Genomic DNA, 16,377 nt, shown 5'->3' with positions numbered 1-16,377 from the left:
TTTTTTTTACATTTGTTTCCTTTCTTACATTCATTTACTGGCCTTTGCTTTTAAAATTGGCAATTTGTCAAATCCAATCGCAGGAGGTCTAAACATGATGGACAGTCATGTGAAGCATTTGCTTGCCTTTCTATCGCTCGGAGCTTACTAGGACAAATTTATGAAAAACTTCAAACAAATTTCATAATTTCTGGTTATAATTAATAAATTAGAAAATTCATTTAATAAGTTGAGAGAAGGTGTCAAGTGGCTGATGTCTTTAAAGGTGTTAATCGTTGATGATGAAGAAAAGATGCGAAAGCTGATTAGAACGTATTTGACAAGAGAAGGATATATATGTTTGGAAGCAAAAGACGGGTTTGAAGCACTTGAAAGATTAAAAAAGGAAAACCCGGATATGCTGATCGTTGATGTCATGATGCCTTACATTGATGGTTTTACTTTAGTCGAGGAAATGCGGCAATATCTTCAAATTGATTCTCCAGTCATTTTTTTAACGGCAAAAGGGAATGAGGAAGATAAGGTGAAAGGTTTAAAGATTGGGGGAGATGACTATATAGTAAAACCTTTTCATCCTTCAGAGCTTTTGGCGCGTATGGAAGTGATTTTTCGCAGAACACATCGAATTGCAAGCGATGTAAAAATAGCAGCTATTGGACCGTTGCAATTTGATCTTCAAGGCCGGATTGCCACTGTTGAAGGCCGCAGGCTTGCGCTCACACAAAAAGAATTTGATCTATTATTCCTTTTAGCCAAAAATAAAGGAAAAGTATTTACACGTGGTCAATTGCTTGACCAAATATGGGATTCCGATTATGCAGGAAGTGAACGAACCGTTGATACTCATATTAAAACGATTCGTCTAAAATTAAAGGAGCACAGCCATCTAATTCAAACCGTTTGGGGAATCGGTTACAAGTTTGAGGTGCCGTCTTGAAAAAAATAAAACATTTTTCAGTTAGTCAAAAAGTATTGCTGCTCTTTTTCATCAGCATTATTTTTTCCATCTTGTTTTCTTTTCTGTTCATTCACTTCCTATATAAAGAGCTTTACATTCGCAGTGTGAAAGAGCGGCTTATTTTTGAAGGAAAGCAGACAGCTGCTCACTTTCATTACGGCTCGCTTAGTGAAGATATTAAAGAAAAAATTGAATGGTATAATCTCATTTCACCTTATGAAGTAATAGCTGTTGATCAATTAGATGAGCTTCATCAACATTTTCCGTATCAAATTGATTACAAACATCTGATCAGTCAAGAAGATGAGAAAAAGCTCTCATCCGGGCAATACGTAGTTAAAGAGGGCTATGTTCATGAATTGGATCGAAAGATTGTCGGAGCAATATTCCCGCTAACCCACGAACAGAACTTAATAGGTTTTATATATATTTATATTCCTTTAGCCGAAATACCAGAGGTTTTTAGTAAAGGGATTCCGATTTTAATCTTGTTCGGTTTAATCTTTTTCGTATTGATCTATTTTGTTATCACGTACTCAATTCATTCGATCTTTCGTTCGCTGCGAACTATTCAAACGATTGCAAAAGAGATCAGCCGCGGAAATTTTTCTAAAAGAGTTCCTATCCAAACGTCAGATGATATAGGAGAATTGGCGAGCGCCTTCAACAAAATGACGGAATCTCTTGAAAAACAAGACGAGCGCAAGAAAGAATTTTTATCCAACGTGGCTCATGAATTAAGAACCCCTCTCACATATATTGGAGGATACACGCAAATCTTGCTGGATGAAGCTTATTCATCAAAAGAAGAGGCGAAAAATCATCTTCTGCTCATCAATAAAGAAACAACGCGAATGCAGAAGCTCATAAACGACTTATTACAATTAAATGAGCTGGAAAACAAAGATATGACTCTTGAAGCAGAGCCGATCGCCTTTTCCCAATTGATTCTTGATTCATTAGAACTGTTTGCGCCTGCGCTGAAGAAAAGGAATATATCCATCAAAACAGATTTAGATGATGAAATCATCATTATGGGAGATATGAACCGGCTGCATCAAGTTTTTTGTAATGTGATTGACAATGCCATTAAGTATTCCTTCGAAAACGGGATGATCAACATTGCATTGTATCAGAAAGAGAAGCGGGCTGTTGTTATCGTTCGGGATAATGGAATAGGCATACCGAAAAAAGAATTGGATCGTATAGGGGAACGTTTTTACCGGACAGATAAATCGCGTTCAAGAGAAACAGGGGGAACAGGCCTCGGGCTTTCCATCGTCAAACAAATTGTTGCTTTACATAACGGGACGATGAAAATTGAAAGTGAAGAAGGGCAAGGAACATCGGTTATTTTGTCATTTCCGATAGTAGAGTAGATGTTTAAAAAGGCTATACGAAATGTGGCCTTCAGGCAGTACGATAAAAGTTTCCTCTGGTCTGCAAATGCTTTTGATCAATCTTTTTTGAGGTTTCGCATTTTTTAACCTACTGACGAATATTTCAAGAAATTTTTTAGCTAAACGTCGTTCCTGTTTAAGATTCCTAAACAACCATCATTGAAACTCATCAGTATATTTATCCTTTTATTTCCGTGAAAAATCCCTCTGTGAGACAGGTTAGGTGTTTTTTGCAAAATAAAAGTGCAGAGAATTGCAAAATCCTTATGCAGTGATATGCAATGGGGCTTTACATGGAGGAGGAGCCATGATAACCTTTTTTGGTTTTGCCAAAACTGTTGAAGCTGGCGCTTGACTAAAGAATCATGGCTACAGAGGATTTACGCCAAGCCCTTGATGGATAGATCACATATACATTTATTCAAAATTTTGATAAAGATATACTGCAACACTCTGTATTTTTTTCTTGCAGAAAACGAAGGTTAAACTTTTTCCTAACTGTCTGCATAAGAGGGATCATAATAAAAGCCGGGTTTAATTTGTAAGATTGCTTATATGTTGTTGTTCAACATTTATTTTTATGTTCTTCATGGAAAATCTTTTGCCTTCAACATCCTCGCTCTCAGATAATTTGGAAGTGTTGACTGCTACATAATATGTTCCCGTTTTATCTATAGCTATATGAAATTTCTCCTCAAATTTTTGATTAGGCTTGATTTCGTCTTTATATAAAACTCTGTTTGAGGTTTAATCTTTTGAATAAATTACTTCACCTCGCTTATCCTTTATAATGAATGATTCTATTATTGGTTTACTATGAAATAAAGTTGTTTCAGCTCCGTTATTTTTAAAAGCTGTAATGATATCAAATTCTTGTTTGTTTTTAACCACTTTGGGGACTTTTAATTTCAGCTCAAAATTTCCGTAACTTGCAGTTTTCTCATCTTTCTTTAATTCATTTACATTATTGCAGCCAACCAAAAAAACATAATGAATAATAAAATAATGTTACGCAATCTTTTCACTCCTGAATCTATATTCATTTAAAACTAGTCTAATTCCTAATTGGGCATTAGTAGGTATATAAATGATGACCTCACTTAATATTCCTATAAGTCTATTTTGCCGCTCACAAGTAATTAAGCTTGTCTTATTCCCTTACGTATGATGCCAGAATAAACTTTTTTGTAATATTATGTAAATAAAAATCAGCAATTTAGAGTAATTCAAAAGCATTAAATCTTGCAAATTCAGTCCACACATTTGATAGTGTAAAAATGAAAACATGAAGACTGCTTCCCGTTAGTGAATACAAGGAGGAATACAATCGTGGTTCAACACCCATTGCCTTTGAAATGATAAGTTTTGCATCGTTTTTTGACTAAAAATTAGGGATTTATAGTCTAATCCTTCATTTGATAAGAAAGATTATTTTTTCGTTAATAAATGATAGATTTCCTGTAGTCTAAAATTCATGCAATAAAAATAAAACAATCCGATTCATTCATATATTTATCAGCTGCTGAAAGCGTGCGGTTTACACCATTTTGCTTTCATGAACGAATATCGCTTCGTTACGTCGTGCGCTTGCGTTCATTACGGTATTTCTTCTGGAACGTTGAACGTCTTTTTCTCGTTACTCCGTACTTTTATATGTCTTTTGGCTTATAGCCACCCTTGAAAGCAGGTAAGACTTTCTTTCATTTCTACAGCTCCAATCTGTTTCCACCGTTTTGTCCGCTCATGCACCACTTTTCAATTTTAAGTGAAAAACTGTGTATTAAATAAAAGGTTAAAACATTTTACACTAAAAGCATCTAATGAGCAGAGACTAGATCAAAAGGAGGAGATCGTAATGAGTGACTCATGGCTTGAATTAGAAGGAAAGGTGGCGATTGTAACAGGCGGCGCTTCCGGGATCGGATTACATATCACAAACGAACTGATCCGAAATGGGGCAAAAGTTGTTGTAGCCGATTTAAATGGAGAAGAAGGACCGCAAGATAATGGTTCTTATTTTCTAAAATGTGACGTTACAAAAAAAGAAAGCGTTGACAAAATGGTGGCCGAAACCGTGAAATTATTCGGCTCAGTCGATATTTTAGTAAATAATGCCGGAGTCAACCTGCCAAGACTGTTAGTCGATGTCAAAGGTGAAAAACCTGAATACGAGTTGAATGAGAAAGATTTTGACTTTATGGTAGCTGTCAATCAAAAAGGTCCTTACCTTTGTGCACAGGCGTCTGCCAGGGAAATGATTAAACAAAATAAAGGAGTTATTATCAATATTGCTTCCGAAGCCGGACAGGAAGGATCATCTGGACAAAGCTGCTATGCCGCGACAAAGGGAGCATTAATAGCTTTCACTCGTTCGTGGGCAAAAGAACTCGGCAAATACAATATCCGAGTTGTTGCGGTGGCGCCTGGCATCAACGAACCGACAGGCTTGACGTCAGATGCTTATAATGAAGCGCTTGCCTATACTCGAGGCGTCACAGTTGATCAATTGTCAACGGATTACAGCAATTCCATTCCTCTTGGGCGTCCGGGTAAACTAAAAGAAATAGCCGATTTAGTTTCTTACTTGGCTTCAGACCGTGCAAGTTATATTACTGGTACGACAGTTAATATTTCTGGAGGCAAATCCCGCGGTTAAGATCACAGCAGCCTAAAAAAATGGTCCTATAACGAAATATCACAAAATTCCAATCACTACCTTTGACTGATAGACGAAACTATGTCACTTTATTTTTACGTAAAAGGTGGTGAATATTGTTGGATTTTACAATTGATGGCCGTGTTGTTCAAATGCTAGAAACGTTTCAAAAAAAATCCTATTGTTCTTTGGATTATCTTGCCAACTCATTGGGGGTCAGCACGAGAACAATCCGCAATTATATTAAGCTACTTAACAGTGAACTGAATGGGATTGCAGCCATCAAAAACGAAAAGGGAAAAGGCTACCATTTGTTTATTGAAGATGGGCATAGGTTTGATGATTTCATTGAAACCGTTTCTAAGAAGAAAAACATGCTGGATTCATCACAAAGGCGTATCGCTTTTATCATTGATCGATTAATCAACAGCAAAGGAAGGAATACGCTGGATGAGCTCGCTTTTGACATGAATCTGGGGAGAACAACTCTTGTAAATGAAATAAAAAAAGCTGCCGTAGCGTTGGAATCTTACAATTTAGCCATTCATGGAAAACCGAACAGCGGGATGAGCCTAAAAGGAAATGAACTGGATATCCGTTTTTTTATATTAGATAACGTCTATGACTATTTATACGGGGATTACCCGCTGGATGAAGATATTAAAGAAGAAATAATGAAGATTGCCAATCACTACAATTTAGAGTCTACCACCCAAAAAAAGTTAATGCAATTTATTATTGTCATGTTGGATCGTTTTATAAAAAATCATCCTCTTACGGAATTGGATGAAAAATATAACAAACTATTAAATACACAGGACTATTCGATTGCTTCAGAAATCGTTTCCGTAATCGAACGGCATTTGCCGGTTGAAATTTCACAACCTGAAATACTGTTTATAACATTGCCGATCGCGGGAAGAAGAACGCCGACAAACATTCGAACAATTGTAGACATTACAATTTCCGACGATATTAAACGTCTCTTGGACTTAATAATCGAACAAGTAGGGTTTGATAAAAGCATTACTTTCGAAAATGAAACATTTTTCAAAGATATTCTGTATCATTTAACCTTTATGCTGAACCGCTTGATGTTTGATGTGCGTTTGAAAAATCCGCAGCTGGCTGATGTGAAGGAGAAGTATCCTGTCGCCTTTAAATTGGCCGAAATTGCCGGGCAAGTAATTGAGAAAGAGTATGGACTGAAGGTTCCTGAAGATGAGCTTGGCTACCTATCCTTGTATTTCGGAGTATTCATTGCCCAACATGATGAAATAACGAGAGCATTAAAAAAAGTTGCAGTCATTTGCGGAACCGGGCGGGGATCTGCCAAATTAGTCTCTATTCAACTGCAGCGCATATTAAATCCAAATACTCAAATTGATATTTACTCTGAAATTGAAGTTTCAAAAGAGCTTTTGAATCAATACGATATGGTCTTTTCAACAGTAAAGCTTCATTTTGCAATTGATCCACCTGTCATCATAATCAACGAAATCTTTGACGAAGCGAGTGTTTCTAGGCAAATAGAAAAGATGACCTATCGGAAAAAATTTAAAATGAAAGATTTTGGCAATCACCGTTCAATTTTAAAACTTTTACTCAACAAAGATAAATTCTTCGTCTTAGATACAAATAAAGGCTACCACGAAAATGTGAATGATATGATCGACGTTTTAGTCAAGAAAGGCTATTTGGACGAAGGTTTTAAAGAGAGGCTGAGAGAAAGGGAAGAGAAAGGATCAATGGTTTTTGACCGGTATATATCCTTGCCGCATACAGTTAACTACAAGTCCAATCAGATTGAAATGGCGATCGGTGTTTTTCCTGAAAAAGCAGTGGTTGACGGGAAGGAAATCAAGCTTGTCTTTCTGTTGGGAATACCGGAAAAAGCCGATAATGATGCAAGCCTCCTGATTAAAATTTACGATGAAATCATCAAAATCGCCTCTGATCAGAAACAGGTAGAGGAATTGGCCGATGCAGCCAGCTACGAAGATTTTACAAAATGCCTCGAACAAGCAAGCAGTTCATCATCAATCTTAGGGATGTGATAGGATGCAATTGATCATCATTATGCTTTTTATAGCAGGAGCATTTATGGTGCAATTGGCATTAGGTTATTTTCAAATTAAACATTTTGCCAAAGCGTATATAGAGCTGCGAAAGATTGGAAAAGTGGCAATCGGAAAGCGCCCCGGCAGAATTCGGGCGGGGACCATTGTATTATTTGCAGTTTCCGACAGCGGGAAGATTCTGAAAGCAATGAAAATACAAGGGGTTACAGTTTTAGCGAAAGTTCGGGAATTGAAAGGCTTTACGGGCAAAAATATAAAAACGCTTGGAGAAGCCGATATGGCTCATTGCAACAAGCTATTGAAATCAGCTATTTTGGATGCGGTCAGCAATTATAAGATTATTATGAGCGGCGGGGAAATTCCCGAAAAGCCGAGTATCTTTAAACGAATCATGATGCAGGCAGAAAACATTGTTTCGGTAAAAAAATCATGAAGAGGTGAGGAACGTGGATATTATTGTTACGATTGCTGAAGGTTTTATGAATTTGTTTAAAACTGGTGCAGAAACATTTATTTCGTGGATGCAAAGCATTGTTCCGCTTGTGTTGCTATTGATGGTTTGTATGAATACACTCATTCAGCTTATTGGAGAAAAGCGGGTCAATAAACTTGCGATGGCATCTTCTAAAAACCCGTTGTTAAGATATTTAGTCTTGCCGCTTGTCGGTTCATTTATGCTAGGGAATCCAATGGCGTTGTCATTAGGACGTTTTTTGCCGGAAAGATATAAACCGAGCTATTTCGCTTCAGGTGCATATTTTTGCCATACCAGCAACGGTTTATTTCCACATATAAACCCAGGGGAATTATTTATTTGGCTCGGTATTGCGGCTGGAATTGAGAAACTAGGTTTGAGCACTGCAGAATTGGCTGTCCGTTATTTCCTTGTCGGTCTCGTGATGAACTTCTTCGCAGGCTGGATTACAGATTTTACAACAAGAATAGTAGAAAAACAGCAAAATATTAAATTGAAAACAGAAGTAACGTTACATCATCGTTAGAAAAGGAGGAGGAATGGGAAATGGCTAAATATCGGTCGATAAAAATTGTGAAGGGCAGCGGCGGTTTTGGCGGACCGCTCATCATTACACCGACGGAAAAAAGAAATAAAATTGTTTATATTACCGGAGGAGCAAAGCCTGAAATTGTAGACAAAATTGCTGAACTGACAGGTGCCGAGCCGGTCAACGGTTTTAAAACATCAGTACCGGATGAAGAGATTGCGCTTGCAATTATTGATTGCGGCGGTACATTACGCTGCGGCATCTATCCGCAAAAACGCATTCCAACTGTCAATATTATGCCAACAGGAAAAAGCGGACCGTTGGCCCAATATATTACGGAAGATATTTACGTTTCAGATGTGGGGTTGGATCAAATTCAGCCCGTTGAAGAGAGTGCTAGAGAGGCGGCTCCGGCTGAAGAAAAAATCCCGGAAGAAAAACCTGAAAGAGAGTTTAAATATAGCAGTGATAAAAAGATTTCTGAAACAATGGCAGCAAGCTCCAATAAAAACTTACTAACGAAAATTGGACTTGGCGCAGGAAAAGTCATTAGCACGTTCTATCAAGCAGGACGTGAAGCAGTGCAAACAATGATTAACACGATTATTCCGTTCATGGCTTTTGTATCATTGCTGATTGGAATTATTCAAGGTTCAGGAATCGGAAACGTATTTGCTAAGATCATGTCGCCGCTGGCTGGCGATATATGGGGATTGCTCTTAATCGGGTTTATCTGTTCATTGCCATTTTTATCACCTTTGCTTGGACCTGGAGCAGTAATCGCTCAGATTATCGGGACGCTGATTGGAGTGGAAATTGGCAAAGGGAATATCCCGCCAAACTTGGCGCTGCCAGCATTGTTTGCCATCAATACGCAAAACGCCTGTGACTTTATACCTGTAGGTTTGGGACTTGCAGAAGCGGAACCTGAAACAGTAGAGGTCGGTGTACCGTCCGTCCTTTATTCAAGATTCTTAATCGGGGTTCCAAGGGTGTTTGTCGCTTGGCTGGCAAGCTTCGGACTTTATGATTCGTAAATTTGTAATTATAACATCATGAGTTTTGCAAAAATCTGACATATGGGAGGGAAGGCACAACCGTAACAGGTTTGTGCCGACTTTATGACAATCATTTATAAGAATAAAATAAAAGGAATCGGAACAATGGCCGATCATTTTTTGAAAGAGAAAATGATTATTTTATTTGGTAATGAAGCTCCGCAGGATCTGAAAGATTTTTGTTATGTCATTGATGTCGTAAAGGCGGAAGGAGTCATTCAAGCTGGACAGAAGCTTTATATTAATAATGAAAAATTTGAAATCACGGCTGTCGGCGATGCTGTGCAAAGAAACTTAACAACATTGGGGCATATTACTTTGCGCTTTGACGGATCGACAACACCGGAACTGCCGGGCACTTTGTACTTGGAAAATAAAGATATCCCTGAAATTGGATTGAATACCGAAATAAAGATTGCGAGTGAATAAAAATTTGGATATTTTCCATTCATCATTGGCTATTCATCCGACTTTTTTCAATAGAAGGGAAAAATGAGGCTGAATAGATTCAGTGAATGAATCATATACATAAAAGATTTTTTGCAGCTTCAATGGATAAATGGATAAACTGTGAAAGATTTAAGTGAAACAAGTAAATAAGACAGCAAACCGGGCACCCATTTTTTCGCCCGGTTTTTTTTGCTTTTTAATCCTTTCTCTTAACAGCAGTTTGCTTGCCGGCAATAATTTATGATCACTACGCCTTGACAACATTGAAAATAAGAAAAAGTCACGCAAGTTGTCCGGAATCATTTTCTATATGGAAGATTTGAGGTACAATTAAATTGGCAGAATTAGTAAGAAAAATTCCAAATCTTCTTTGGTTAGATGGGATTTGTTCACTGTCCATTCAAGCCAACTCAAAGATTATGATGATCTGCAGGCGGGAGCTTAAGATAAAGGAAAGATTGGACAAAAAGTCCAGCTGGCACTAGTGGTTGAATACTTATAAGTATGGAACGGTTGAAGGAGAACTTTTGCCTGCTTACTTTATCACTTTAACACAAGAAATGGATGAAGGAATTAGTGAGTGTATCTAATTACAACTTAATTGCGAGCGCCGGAAAATAATCAATACTTGTGAAGGCTCGAGTTATTTACAAAGAGGAAACATATATTTTCAAAAATTAATGGATGCCGCCGAGAGCTCCCAAATTTTTATAGTAAAGAAGGACTTGAAAAAATGAAATTAATGATGAATCTTCATTTCGTTTACTATGTATGTCTAGTCGCATTCATCTTGACCATCCCGCACATTTCCACAGATGCTAATATCTTTAAGCTAATCTTGTTTTTACTAACACTAGGGGTGTTTATTCTTTTATGTACTTTTTACATCGTCCTTTCTTTTAACAAAAAGTTTCGAGCGGTAAGAAAATACTCTTATATAAACGTAGGATGTATGTGCCTCGGAATTGTTGCATTTTTGACATTAGGGCATGTAGCTTATGCCAGAACAAACAGCATCGCATTCCTGATGGCTATTTTTATTGTATTATTTATTGCTTCAAGCGTTTTAAACTTTAAAATAAAAAACATCCTTGAAGATGTTCAGTTCGATCTCATAAAAGAAGTCAAATTGTTTTATAATATGGGGCTAGCATTGGAGAAAACACCTCTCTATCATGCGGTTACTAAACTGGACTATATGTTTGCTGCCTTTTGTATAGCTGTTTTTATCGCAGGAAATATTTATATTTTTGCCGGAGTTGTAGGCATCATATTGATTTTATCGATTAAATATGTGCGGCATATCAAAAAAGAATTTTTAAAAAGCGGGCTCATTTCTGTAAAAGAAACGTATTTATCCATGGTCGCTTATTATTTCTTTTATTTCATTTCGATTGTTTGGGCTTTTTTTATTCCCAACCTTTCCATCCTTTTAGTTGGAGCCGCTAGTTTATTGGCGATCAAAATATATACTCGCAGAATTGCTGACAAAGTTTATGAAGAACAAAACGGATCGAATAAATGATGTAGACAGCAAAATGAAAAAAACATTGGAGGCTGGCTTAATATATAATCCCTCATCGGTTTATGGCAGGCTTTAAAAATATGTAGACTATAACTGGGAGTAAACTTTGTATTTTTGTGAAAATTTTCTAACTAATATGAAATCATACTTGACACATCGGTTTTATTTAATATAATGAGTACTAAACTGAATATGCTTACCGGACAACCGATAGCCCTTGATTGGAATAAATTTATTTTTATTCCGCCAAGGGCTTTTTGTGTTTTTAGGAGTTAACTTTTGAAATGAAAATGATTGGAAAGCTCATATTAAACCAATTGATTTTCGCATATGAGAGATTAAAATAGGGAGGCTTTTACGATGACTGTTCATTTTTACTGGTTTGCACCAACTAATGGAGATGGTGAATTTTTAGGATTGAAAGTGCCCGATCGAAAACCGACTCTAGACTATATTATTCAAGTAGCACAGACAGCTGAAAAAGCCGGCTTTGAAGGAATCCTAATTCCAACAGGCATACCTTATCTAGATTCATGGTTAGTTGGCTCAGCTATTATTCATAATACAGAAAAAATCAAGCCGTTGATCGCTTTCCGCCCAGGTTTTGTAGCACCTACTGTTGCTGCTAAAATGTCAGCAACTCTCGATCAATTTTCTGAAGGAAGAATACTTGTCAATGTAGTGACTGGTGGATCAGCAAAGGAATTAGGTCAAGACGGTGATTTTTTAGAGCATGATGATCGATACCGACGCACGGATGAATTTCTTGAAGTTATTAAAAAAGCATGGGCTGGTGAGGAATTCGACTATCAAGGCGAGTACTTTATGATCAAACAAGGGAAATTAATTCCGCCTATTCACCAAAGCCCAAACATTCCAATTTATTTTGGCGGTTCATCTGATATCGCCAAAGAGATTGCTGCAAAGTCAGCCGATGTCTATCTTCAATGGGGTGAACCTGTAGAACAAATTAAACAGCAGATTGAAGATGTAAAGCAGAGAGCGAAAAAATATGGCAGAGAGTTAGAGTACGGTGTTAGAATTCACATCGTTGTTCGGCAAGACGAGAAAGAAGCATGGGAAGCAGCAAATCATATCATCAGCAAGATTGATCAAAGCGTTCAAAACAATATGAATCATTATTATGAAACGACAGATTCCGTTGCTCAAAAAAGAATGAATGAATTGACAAAGCAGGGAGATCGCTTTGACAAATACGGATGGTCTGGAATTGGAAGAATAAGAAAAGGTGCAGGTACAGCTCTCGTTGGCACTCCTGAACAAATTAGAGAAGGTTTGCAAGAATATATAAATGCAGGTGCAACACATTTTATTCTCTCTGGATTCCCTCATTTTGAAGAAGCATCCAGATTCGGTGAAACAGTTTTGCCTTTATTTAAAGAAAAGGTCTTAATTTGAAAAAAGTTATATTGAATTTGCAACTGAAGGGATGAAACAGTATGAAATTTTCGATTTGGGGCGCCAACTTGTCTGGAGGATTCCTTCGTTCTAAAATCGAGCAAAGTACAGATGGAAGCATAGAATATAATCGGCAGCTTGTTCAAGTTGCTGATCAATTGCGTGTAGATTCCATTCTTTTTCCTGTTCGTTATGTTGGGAATATTGGCGGAAATCGTTCGGCAAACAGCGGCCAGCTGGATCCTTTATCAGTCGTCGCAGCTTTAGCAGCCGAAACAAGCAGCATTCATTTTATTGCTGCAGTATTACCCGCATTTATCCACCCAGCGACATTAGCCAAAATAGGGGCCACGATTGACATTATTTCCAACGGGAGATTTCATATAAACTTAGTTAGTGGATGGTTTAAAGAAGAACAAGAAATGTTCGGATTAGAATGGATCAAGCATGAAGAGCGGTATCGGAGGTCAACGGAATATTTGGAGGTTCTAAAAGGGTTGTGGACTTCCGATAATTTTTCCTATGAAGGAAAGTATTATCAAATTAAAAATGCTACATTAACTCCCAAACCGATCCAAAAACCTTATCCCGCTATTTATCAAGGAGGAAATTCTAAGGAATCACAAGAAATGGCAGGCCGTTTATCAGATTATTATTTTATGAACGGTGCTCCTATAGAAGAACTTGAGGAACAAATAAAATCAGTCAGTGAAATTGCGGCGAAATATGGCCGCCAAGTGAAATTTGCTGTCAACGCATTTGTTATCGCCAGGGAAACAACAAGCGAAGCAATGGAAGAATATCAAATGATCATCGATCACGCAGATGACACAGCTATTACTTTGTTAAAAAAACGAAGAGAAACAAAAGGTATGTGGAAAAACGCTACAACGATTAGTGATTTTATAGCCAATAACGAAGGCTTTCGAACAGGTCTTATTGGGAGCTACGAAGAAGTTGCACGGAAAATCATTGACCTCGAATCAATCGGAATCGACAAAATTCTATTAACCTTCCGCAATCCGTTGCAGGAACTACCGGAATTTTATGCAAATGTCATCCCTCAATTAAACTATAAGGCTGTTGAACTACAATAATATTAATGATGTAACGAATCTTAGATAAATTGTATTTGGAAACTGGCACTGTCGCTCCAAAACGAACAATATGCTTACACCGATGCATAATAAAAACAAGCATACAAGCGGTTGAACTATATATCTAATGACATAAAAAAATTGCTCGTATACGTTGATAATATAAAAACAATTGAACGTTTTAGGATCATTTAAAATGATGACCTGCCAATGCTTTTTTTGATACAAGTGCTATATAAAAATTGATGCTTTCATGGCATAAAAAGAAGCTAGTTTGGCAGGTATTCAAACATCTTTCCTTGGGTAAGTCTTCTTTTTTAAAAATAAAGGAGAAGATGAAGCAAGGATTTTTTTATTTTGATTGAGGGAACATTCATTTTTCTAGTTGAAGTGAGAGAAAATGGGCTGGACAAAAAAAGAGGGCATTTCGCCAAGGCAGCCATTCTAAAAAATCAATGCTTCAAATTGAAAAAATAGGCGGGTATTCACCTTCATTTTTTCGTTTTAGGCAAAAAGTTTCCAAATTTGTAACTGAGAGCAATTTTTTTTGCGTGATAATATTTTTATATTATAATAATTATAACTTAATAATAGATAAAGAGGTGTTTCCCATGTCTATTTATCAATTTGAAGTAGAAAAAGCAAACGGCGAAAAAGTTTCTTTAGCAGAATTTAAAGGTCAAGTGCTCTTAGTGGTGAACACCGCTAGTAAATGCCGATTTACATACCAGTTTGAAGAATTGCAAAAGCTATATAAAAAATATCATGATCAAGGTTTTGAAATACTAGGATTTCCATGCAACCAGTTTGATCAACAGGAGCCGGGAACAAGCGATGAAGCAGCTTCTTTTTGCCAATTAAATTATGGCGTCACATTCCCGATGTTTGCAAAAATCGACGTGAACGGAAAAAACGCTCATCCATTATTCGAATATTTGAAAAATGAGGCGCCGTTCCGCGGATTTGATGAATCGAATACGGCAGAAAAACTATTAAAAATCAAACTAGCGAATGAATACCCTGAATGGCTGGTTGGCAACGATATTAAATGGAATTTTACAAAATATTTAATTGATGAAAACGGCCAAGTCGTGAATAGATATGAACCATGGGACGAACCGATTGATTTTGAGCAAGATATTCAGAAATTATTGAAAAACTAATTCCGGTTGAATCGTTTTTTCATTCGACCGGATTTATTTTATGTATAAGAATGCTAGCAAGAAGCTGCTAGTTCTTTTGCCTGTTTCGGACCTAGATCAACATGTAAAAAAGAATTTATGAATTTTAATGTTCAAGCAGATTTCCCTTTTCCATTGAAAATAAGGAAGAGGGTTATTTATTTTTCAGTAAAGAGCTTTGGTATTTAATATGAAGCGCGTCAATTTACAGTACCTTATCGGCCGGTTGGCGATGGGGATTTTTGATGTAAAATTAGCGTGAAATCAGCGGCCGTACTACCGGATCTATATTTGTTATTGCCTTACATGTTACAAATGGAAAATAAATTGGCAGCCCCTCTTTTACAAACCTTTTTAAAAAAACATATAATATGTTTATACAGTTCTAAATTTTCCAAAGGGTATGGCAAAAATGGGGATTTGGTTACAGTAAGCGTTTGCGCTGCAAGGACTGAAACAAATCACATAACTGATTTTTTTCGCTTTGTATCAAAATTTAAAGTCGGGGGTTTTAAGCGGTTTATTTGGTTCGTCAAAACAAAGGGGGAGTAAAAATATGGAGCTTCGCAAGCAAAATTATGAAATCATCCCGATTATCGTCGATGTTCCGTCTAATTTAAGAACGATAAACTTTTTTTTAGTGAAAGCAAAAGAATCCCTTGCTTTAATAGATGCCGGTTTGGATCATGAGGCTTGTTGGAATGCATTGTTGGAAACGCTGCAAAAAAACGGGTTGGCTTTGCATGACTTAACTGAAATCATTTTAACTCACAACCATATAGATCATGTAGGATTAGTGAATCGAATTATTGCTGATCACCCCATTCAAGTTTATGCCCACAAAAATGCGATCCCGCGCTTAAAGAGAGACCGCCAATTTCTTGAGATGAGGGTGGAGTTTTTTTCTAAATTATATGAGGAAATGGGATGTCATGAAGCAGGGAGAAAGCAGGTCGATTATTTAAAAGAATCGATTGTGAAAAACAGAAAACTTGCTATCCAAGCGGAGATCATTCCAATCGAGAGCAGCCATTTGGATTTTCAAATTATCGAGGTGCCCGGACATGCTCCGGATCAAATTGCGCTGTATGATCCAAAGCATCGTTGGATGATTTCAGGTGATTTGCTGATTCAGCATATATCCAGCAACGCACTTGTCGAACCCGATTCTTTTGGACGGCGGATGCCGACTTTACTCCAGCATAAACATTCTTTAGAGAAAGTTTCGGATTTGCCTCTCGATCTCGTATTTCCGGGACACGGCGTATTCATTCAAGACCCGAAAGATTTAATAAATAAAAGATTAAAAGGGATTGAGAAAAAAGCAGAAAAAATTATGAATCTCATTTTAAACGGGGTAACAACCGCGAGCGGTCTAGCCCAAGCCTATTATGGAAATAAGTATTCGGAGCAGTTTTCGCTTGTGATGTCTGAAATTATAGGACATCTAGATTATTTAGAATTCAACGGAAAAATTAGAAAGGAGATGGAAAAAGGAGTTTGGCATTATTCCATTAATAAAGAATAATAGAAGGTTTTTGATTGGCT

Annotated in this window: 13 protein-coding genes; all 13 read left to right on the top strand. The window is 37.1% G+C overall.

Annotated elements, in window-relative coordinates:
- Positions 1-253: 253 nt before the first annotated feature.
- The 13 genes from NSQ84_RS16720 (at position 254) to NSQ84_RS16660 (ending at position 16,357) form a co-directional block, all read left to right on the top strand.
- The gene (locus NSQ84_RS16720) at positions 254-937 is read left to right on the top strand and encodes a response regulator transcription factor (RefSeq protein ID WP_063388886.1); all 684 of its coding nucleotides are present in this window, start codon (positions 254-256) and stop codon (positions 935-937) included.
- The gene (locus NSQ84_RS16715) at positions 934-2,337 is read left to right on the top strand and encodes an ATP-binding protein (protein WP_066251154.1); all 1,404 of its coding nucleotides are present in this window, start codon (positions 934-936) and stop codon (positions 2,335-2,337) included. The genes NSQ84_RS16720 and NSQ84_RS16715 overlap by 4 nt, the downstream gene beginning before the upstream one ends.
- Positions 2,338-4,213: 1,876 nt before the next feature.
- Entirely contained in the window at positions 4,214-5,014 is an 801-nt protein-coding gene (locus NSQ84_RS16710) for an SDR family oxidoreductase (RefSeq protein ID WP_066251157.1), read from the top strand.
- A gap of 119 nt (positions 5,015-5,133) precedes the next feature.
- Complete coding sequence (locus NSQ84_RS16705) at positions 5,134-7,071, top strand: BglG family transcription antiterminator (RefSeq protein WP_339212134.1); 1,938 nt, start codon at positions 5,134-5,136, stop codon at positions 7,069-7,071.
- Between the two features lie 4 nt (positions 7,072-7,075).
- A complete protein-coding gene (locus NSQ84_RS16700) occupies positions 7,076-7,528 on the top strand; it encodes a transcriptional regulator GutM (protein ID WP_327873694.1) in 453 nt (150 codons plus the stop codon).
- Positions 7,529-7,541: 13 nt separating this feature from the next.
- The gene (locus NSQ84_RS16695; RefSeq protein ID WP_063388883.1) at positions 7,542-8,096 is read left to right on the top strand and encodes a PTS glucitol/sorbitol transporter subunit IIC; all 555 of its coding nucleotides are present in this window, start codon (positions 7,542-7,544) and stop codon (positions 8,094-8,096) included.
- A gap of 20 nt (positions 8,097-8,116) precedes the next feature.
- Positions 8,117-9,136, top strand: coding sequence for a glucitol/sorbitol-specific PTS transporter subunit IIBC (locus tag NSQ84_RS16690; RefSeq protein ID WP_063388882.1), 1,020 nt, complete (start codon positions 8,117-8,119; stop codon positions 9,134-9,136).
- Between the two features lie 84 nt (positions 9,137-9,220).
- The gene (locus NSQ84_RS16685) at positions 9,221-9,586 is read left to right on the top strand and encodes a PTS glucitol/sorbitol transporter subunit IIA (protein WP_117017161.1); all 366 of its coding nucleotides are present in this window, start codon (positions 9,221-9,223) and stop codon (positions 9,584-9,586) included.
- A 754-nt stretch (positions 9,587-10,340) separates the two neighbouring features.
- A complete protein-coding gene (locus NSQ84_RS16680; RefSeq protein ID WP_145976108.1) occupies positions 10,341-11,132 on the top strand; it encodes a hypothetical protein in 792 nt (263 codons plus the stop codon).
- A gap of 360 nt (positions 11,133-11,492) precedes the next feature.
- On the top strand, positions 11,493-12,551 hold the full coding sequence (locus NSQ84_RS16675) for an LLM class flavin-dependent oxidoreductase (protein ID WP_066251173.1): 1,059 nt from the start codon (positions 11,493-11,495) through the stop codon (positions 12,549-12,551).
- A 41-nt stretch (positions 12,552-12,592) separates the two neighbouring features.
- Positions 12,593-13,648, top strand: coding sequence for an LLM class flavin-dependent oxidoreductase (locus tag NSQ84_RS16670; RefSeq protein ID WP_327874161.1), 1,056 nt, complete (start codon positions 12,593-12,595; stop codon positions 13,646-13,648).
- A 611-nt stretch (positions 13,649-14,259) separates the two neighbouring features.
- Positions 14,260-14,811 (top strand): glutathione peroxidase, encoded by a 552-nt coding sequence (locus NSQ84_RS16665; protein WP_063388877.1) that lies wholly within the window; start codon positions 14,260-14,262, stop codon positions 14,809-14,811.
- Positions 14,812-15,385: 574 nt separating this feature from the next.
- A complete protein-coding gene (locus tag NSQ84_RS16660; RefSeq protein WP_327873363.1) occupies positions 15,386-16,357 on the top strand; it encodes an MBL fold metallo-hydrolase in 972 nt (323 codons plus the stop codon).
- The last annotated feature ends 20 nt before the right edge of the window (positions 16,358-16,377 follow it).

This window comes from Aeribacillus sp. FSL K6-3256, from assembly GCF_037965805.1.
Lineage (GTDB): Bacteria > Bacillota > Bacilli > Bacillales > Aeribacillaceae > Aeribacillus > Aeribacillus composti.
This window is presented reverse-complemented; position numbering and strand designations above follow the sequence as displayed.

What these genes read in the sequence shown, in the direction of transcription:
- NSQ84_RS16665 (WP_063388877.1), top strand. Translation starts at nt 14,260, where the DNA reads ATGTCTATTTATCAATTTGAAGTAGAAAAAGCAAACGGCGAAAAAGTT.
- NSQ84_RS16685 (WP_117017161.1), top strand. Translation starts at nt 9,221, where the DNA reads ATGACAATCATTTATAAGAATAAAATAAAAGGAATCGGAACAATGGCC.
- NSQ84_RS16710 (WP_066251157.1), top strand. Translation starts at nt 4,214, where the DNA reads ATGAGTGACTCATGGCTTGAATTAGAAGGAAAGGTGGCGATTGTAACA.
- NSQ84_RS16680 (WP_145976108.1), top strand. Translation starts at nt 10,341, where the DNA reads ATGAAATTAATGATGAATCTTCATTTCGTTTACTATGTATGTCTAGTC.
- NSQ84_RS16690 (WP_063388882.1), top strand. Translation starts at nt 8,117, where the DNA reads ATGGCTAAATATCGGTCGATAAAAATTGTGAAGGGCAGCGGCGGTTTT.
- NSQ84_RS16700 (WP_327873694.1), top strand. Translation starts at nt 7,076, where the DNA reads ATGCAATTGATCATCATTATGCTTTTTATAGCAGGAGCATTTATGGTG.
- NSQ84_RS16660 (WP_327873363.1), top strand. Translation starts at nt 15,386, where the DNA reads ATGGAGCTTCGCAAGCAAAATTATGAAATCATCCCGATTATCGTCGAT.
- NSQ84_RS16675 (WP_066251173.1), top strand. Translation starts at nt 11,493, where the DNA reads ATGACTGTTCATTTTTACTGGTTTGCACCAACTAATGGAGATGGTGAA.
- NSQ84_RS16670 (WP_327874161.1), top strand. Translation starts at nt 12,593, where the DNA reads ATGAAATTTTCGATTTGGGGCGCCAACTTGTCTGGAGGATTCCTTCGT.
- NSQ84_RS16720 (WP_063388886.1), top strand. Translation starts at nt 254, where the DNA reads ATGTCTTTAAAGGTGTTAATCGTTGATGATGAAGAAAAGATGCGAAAG.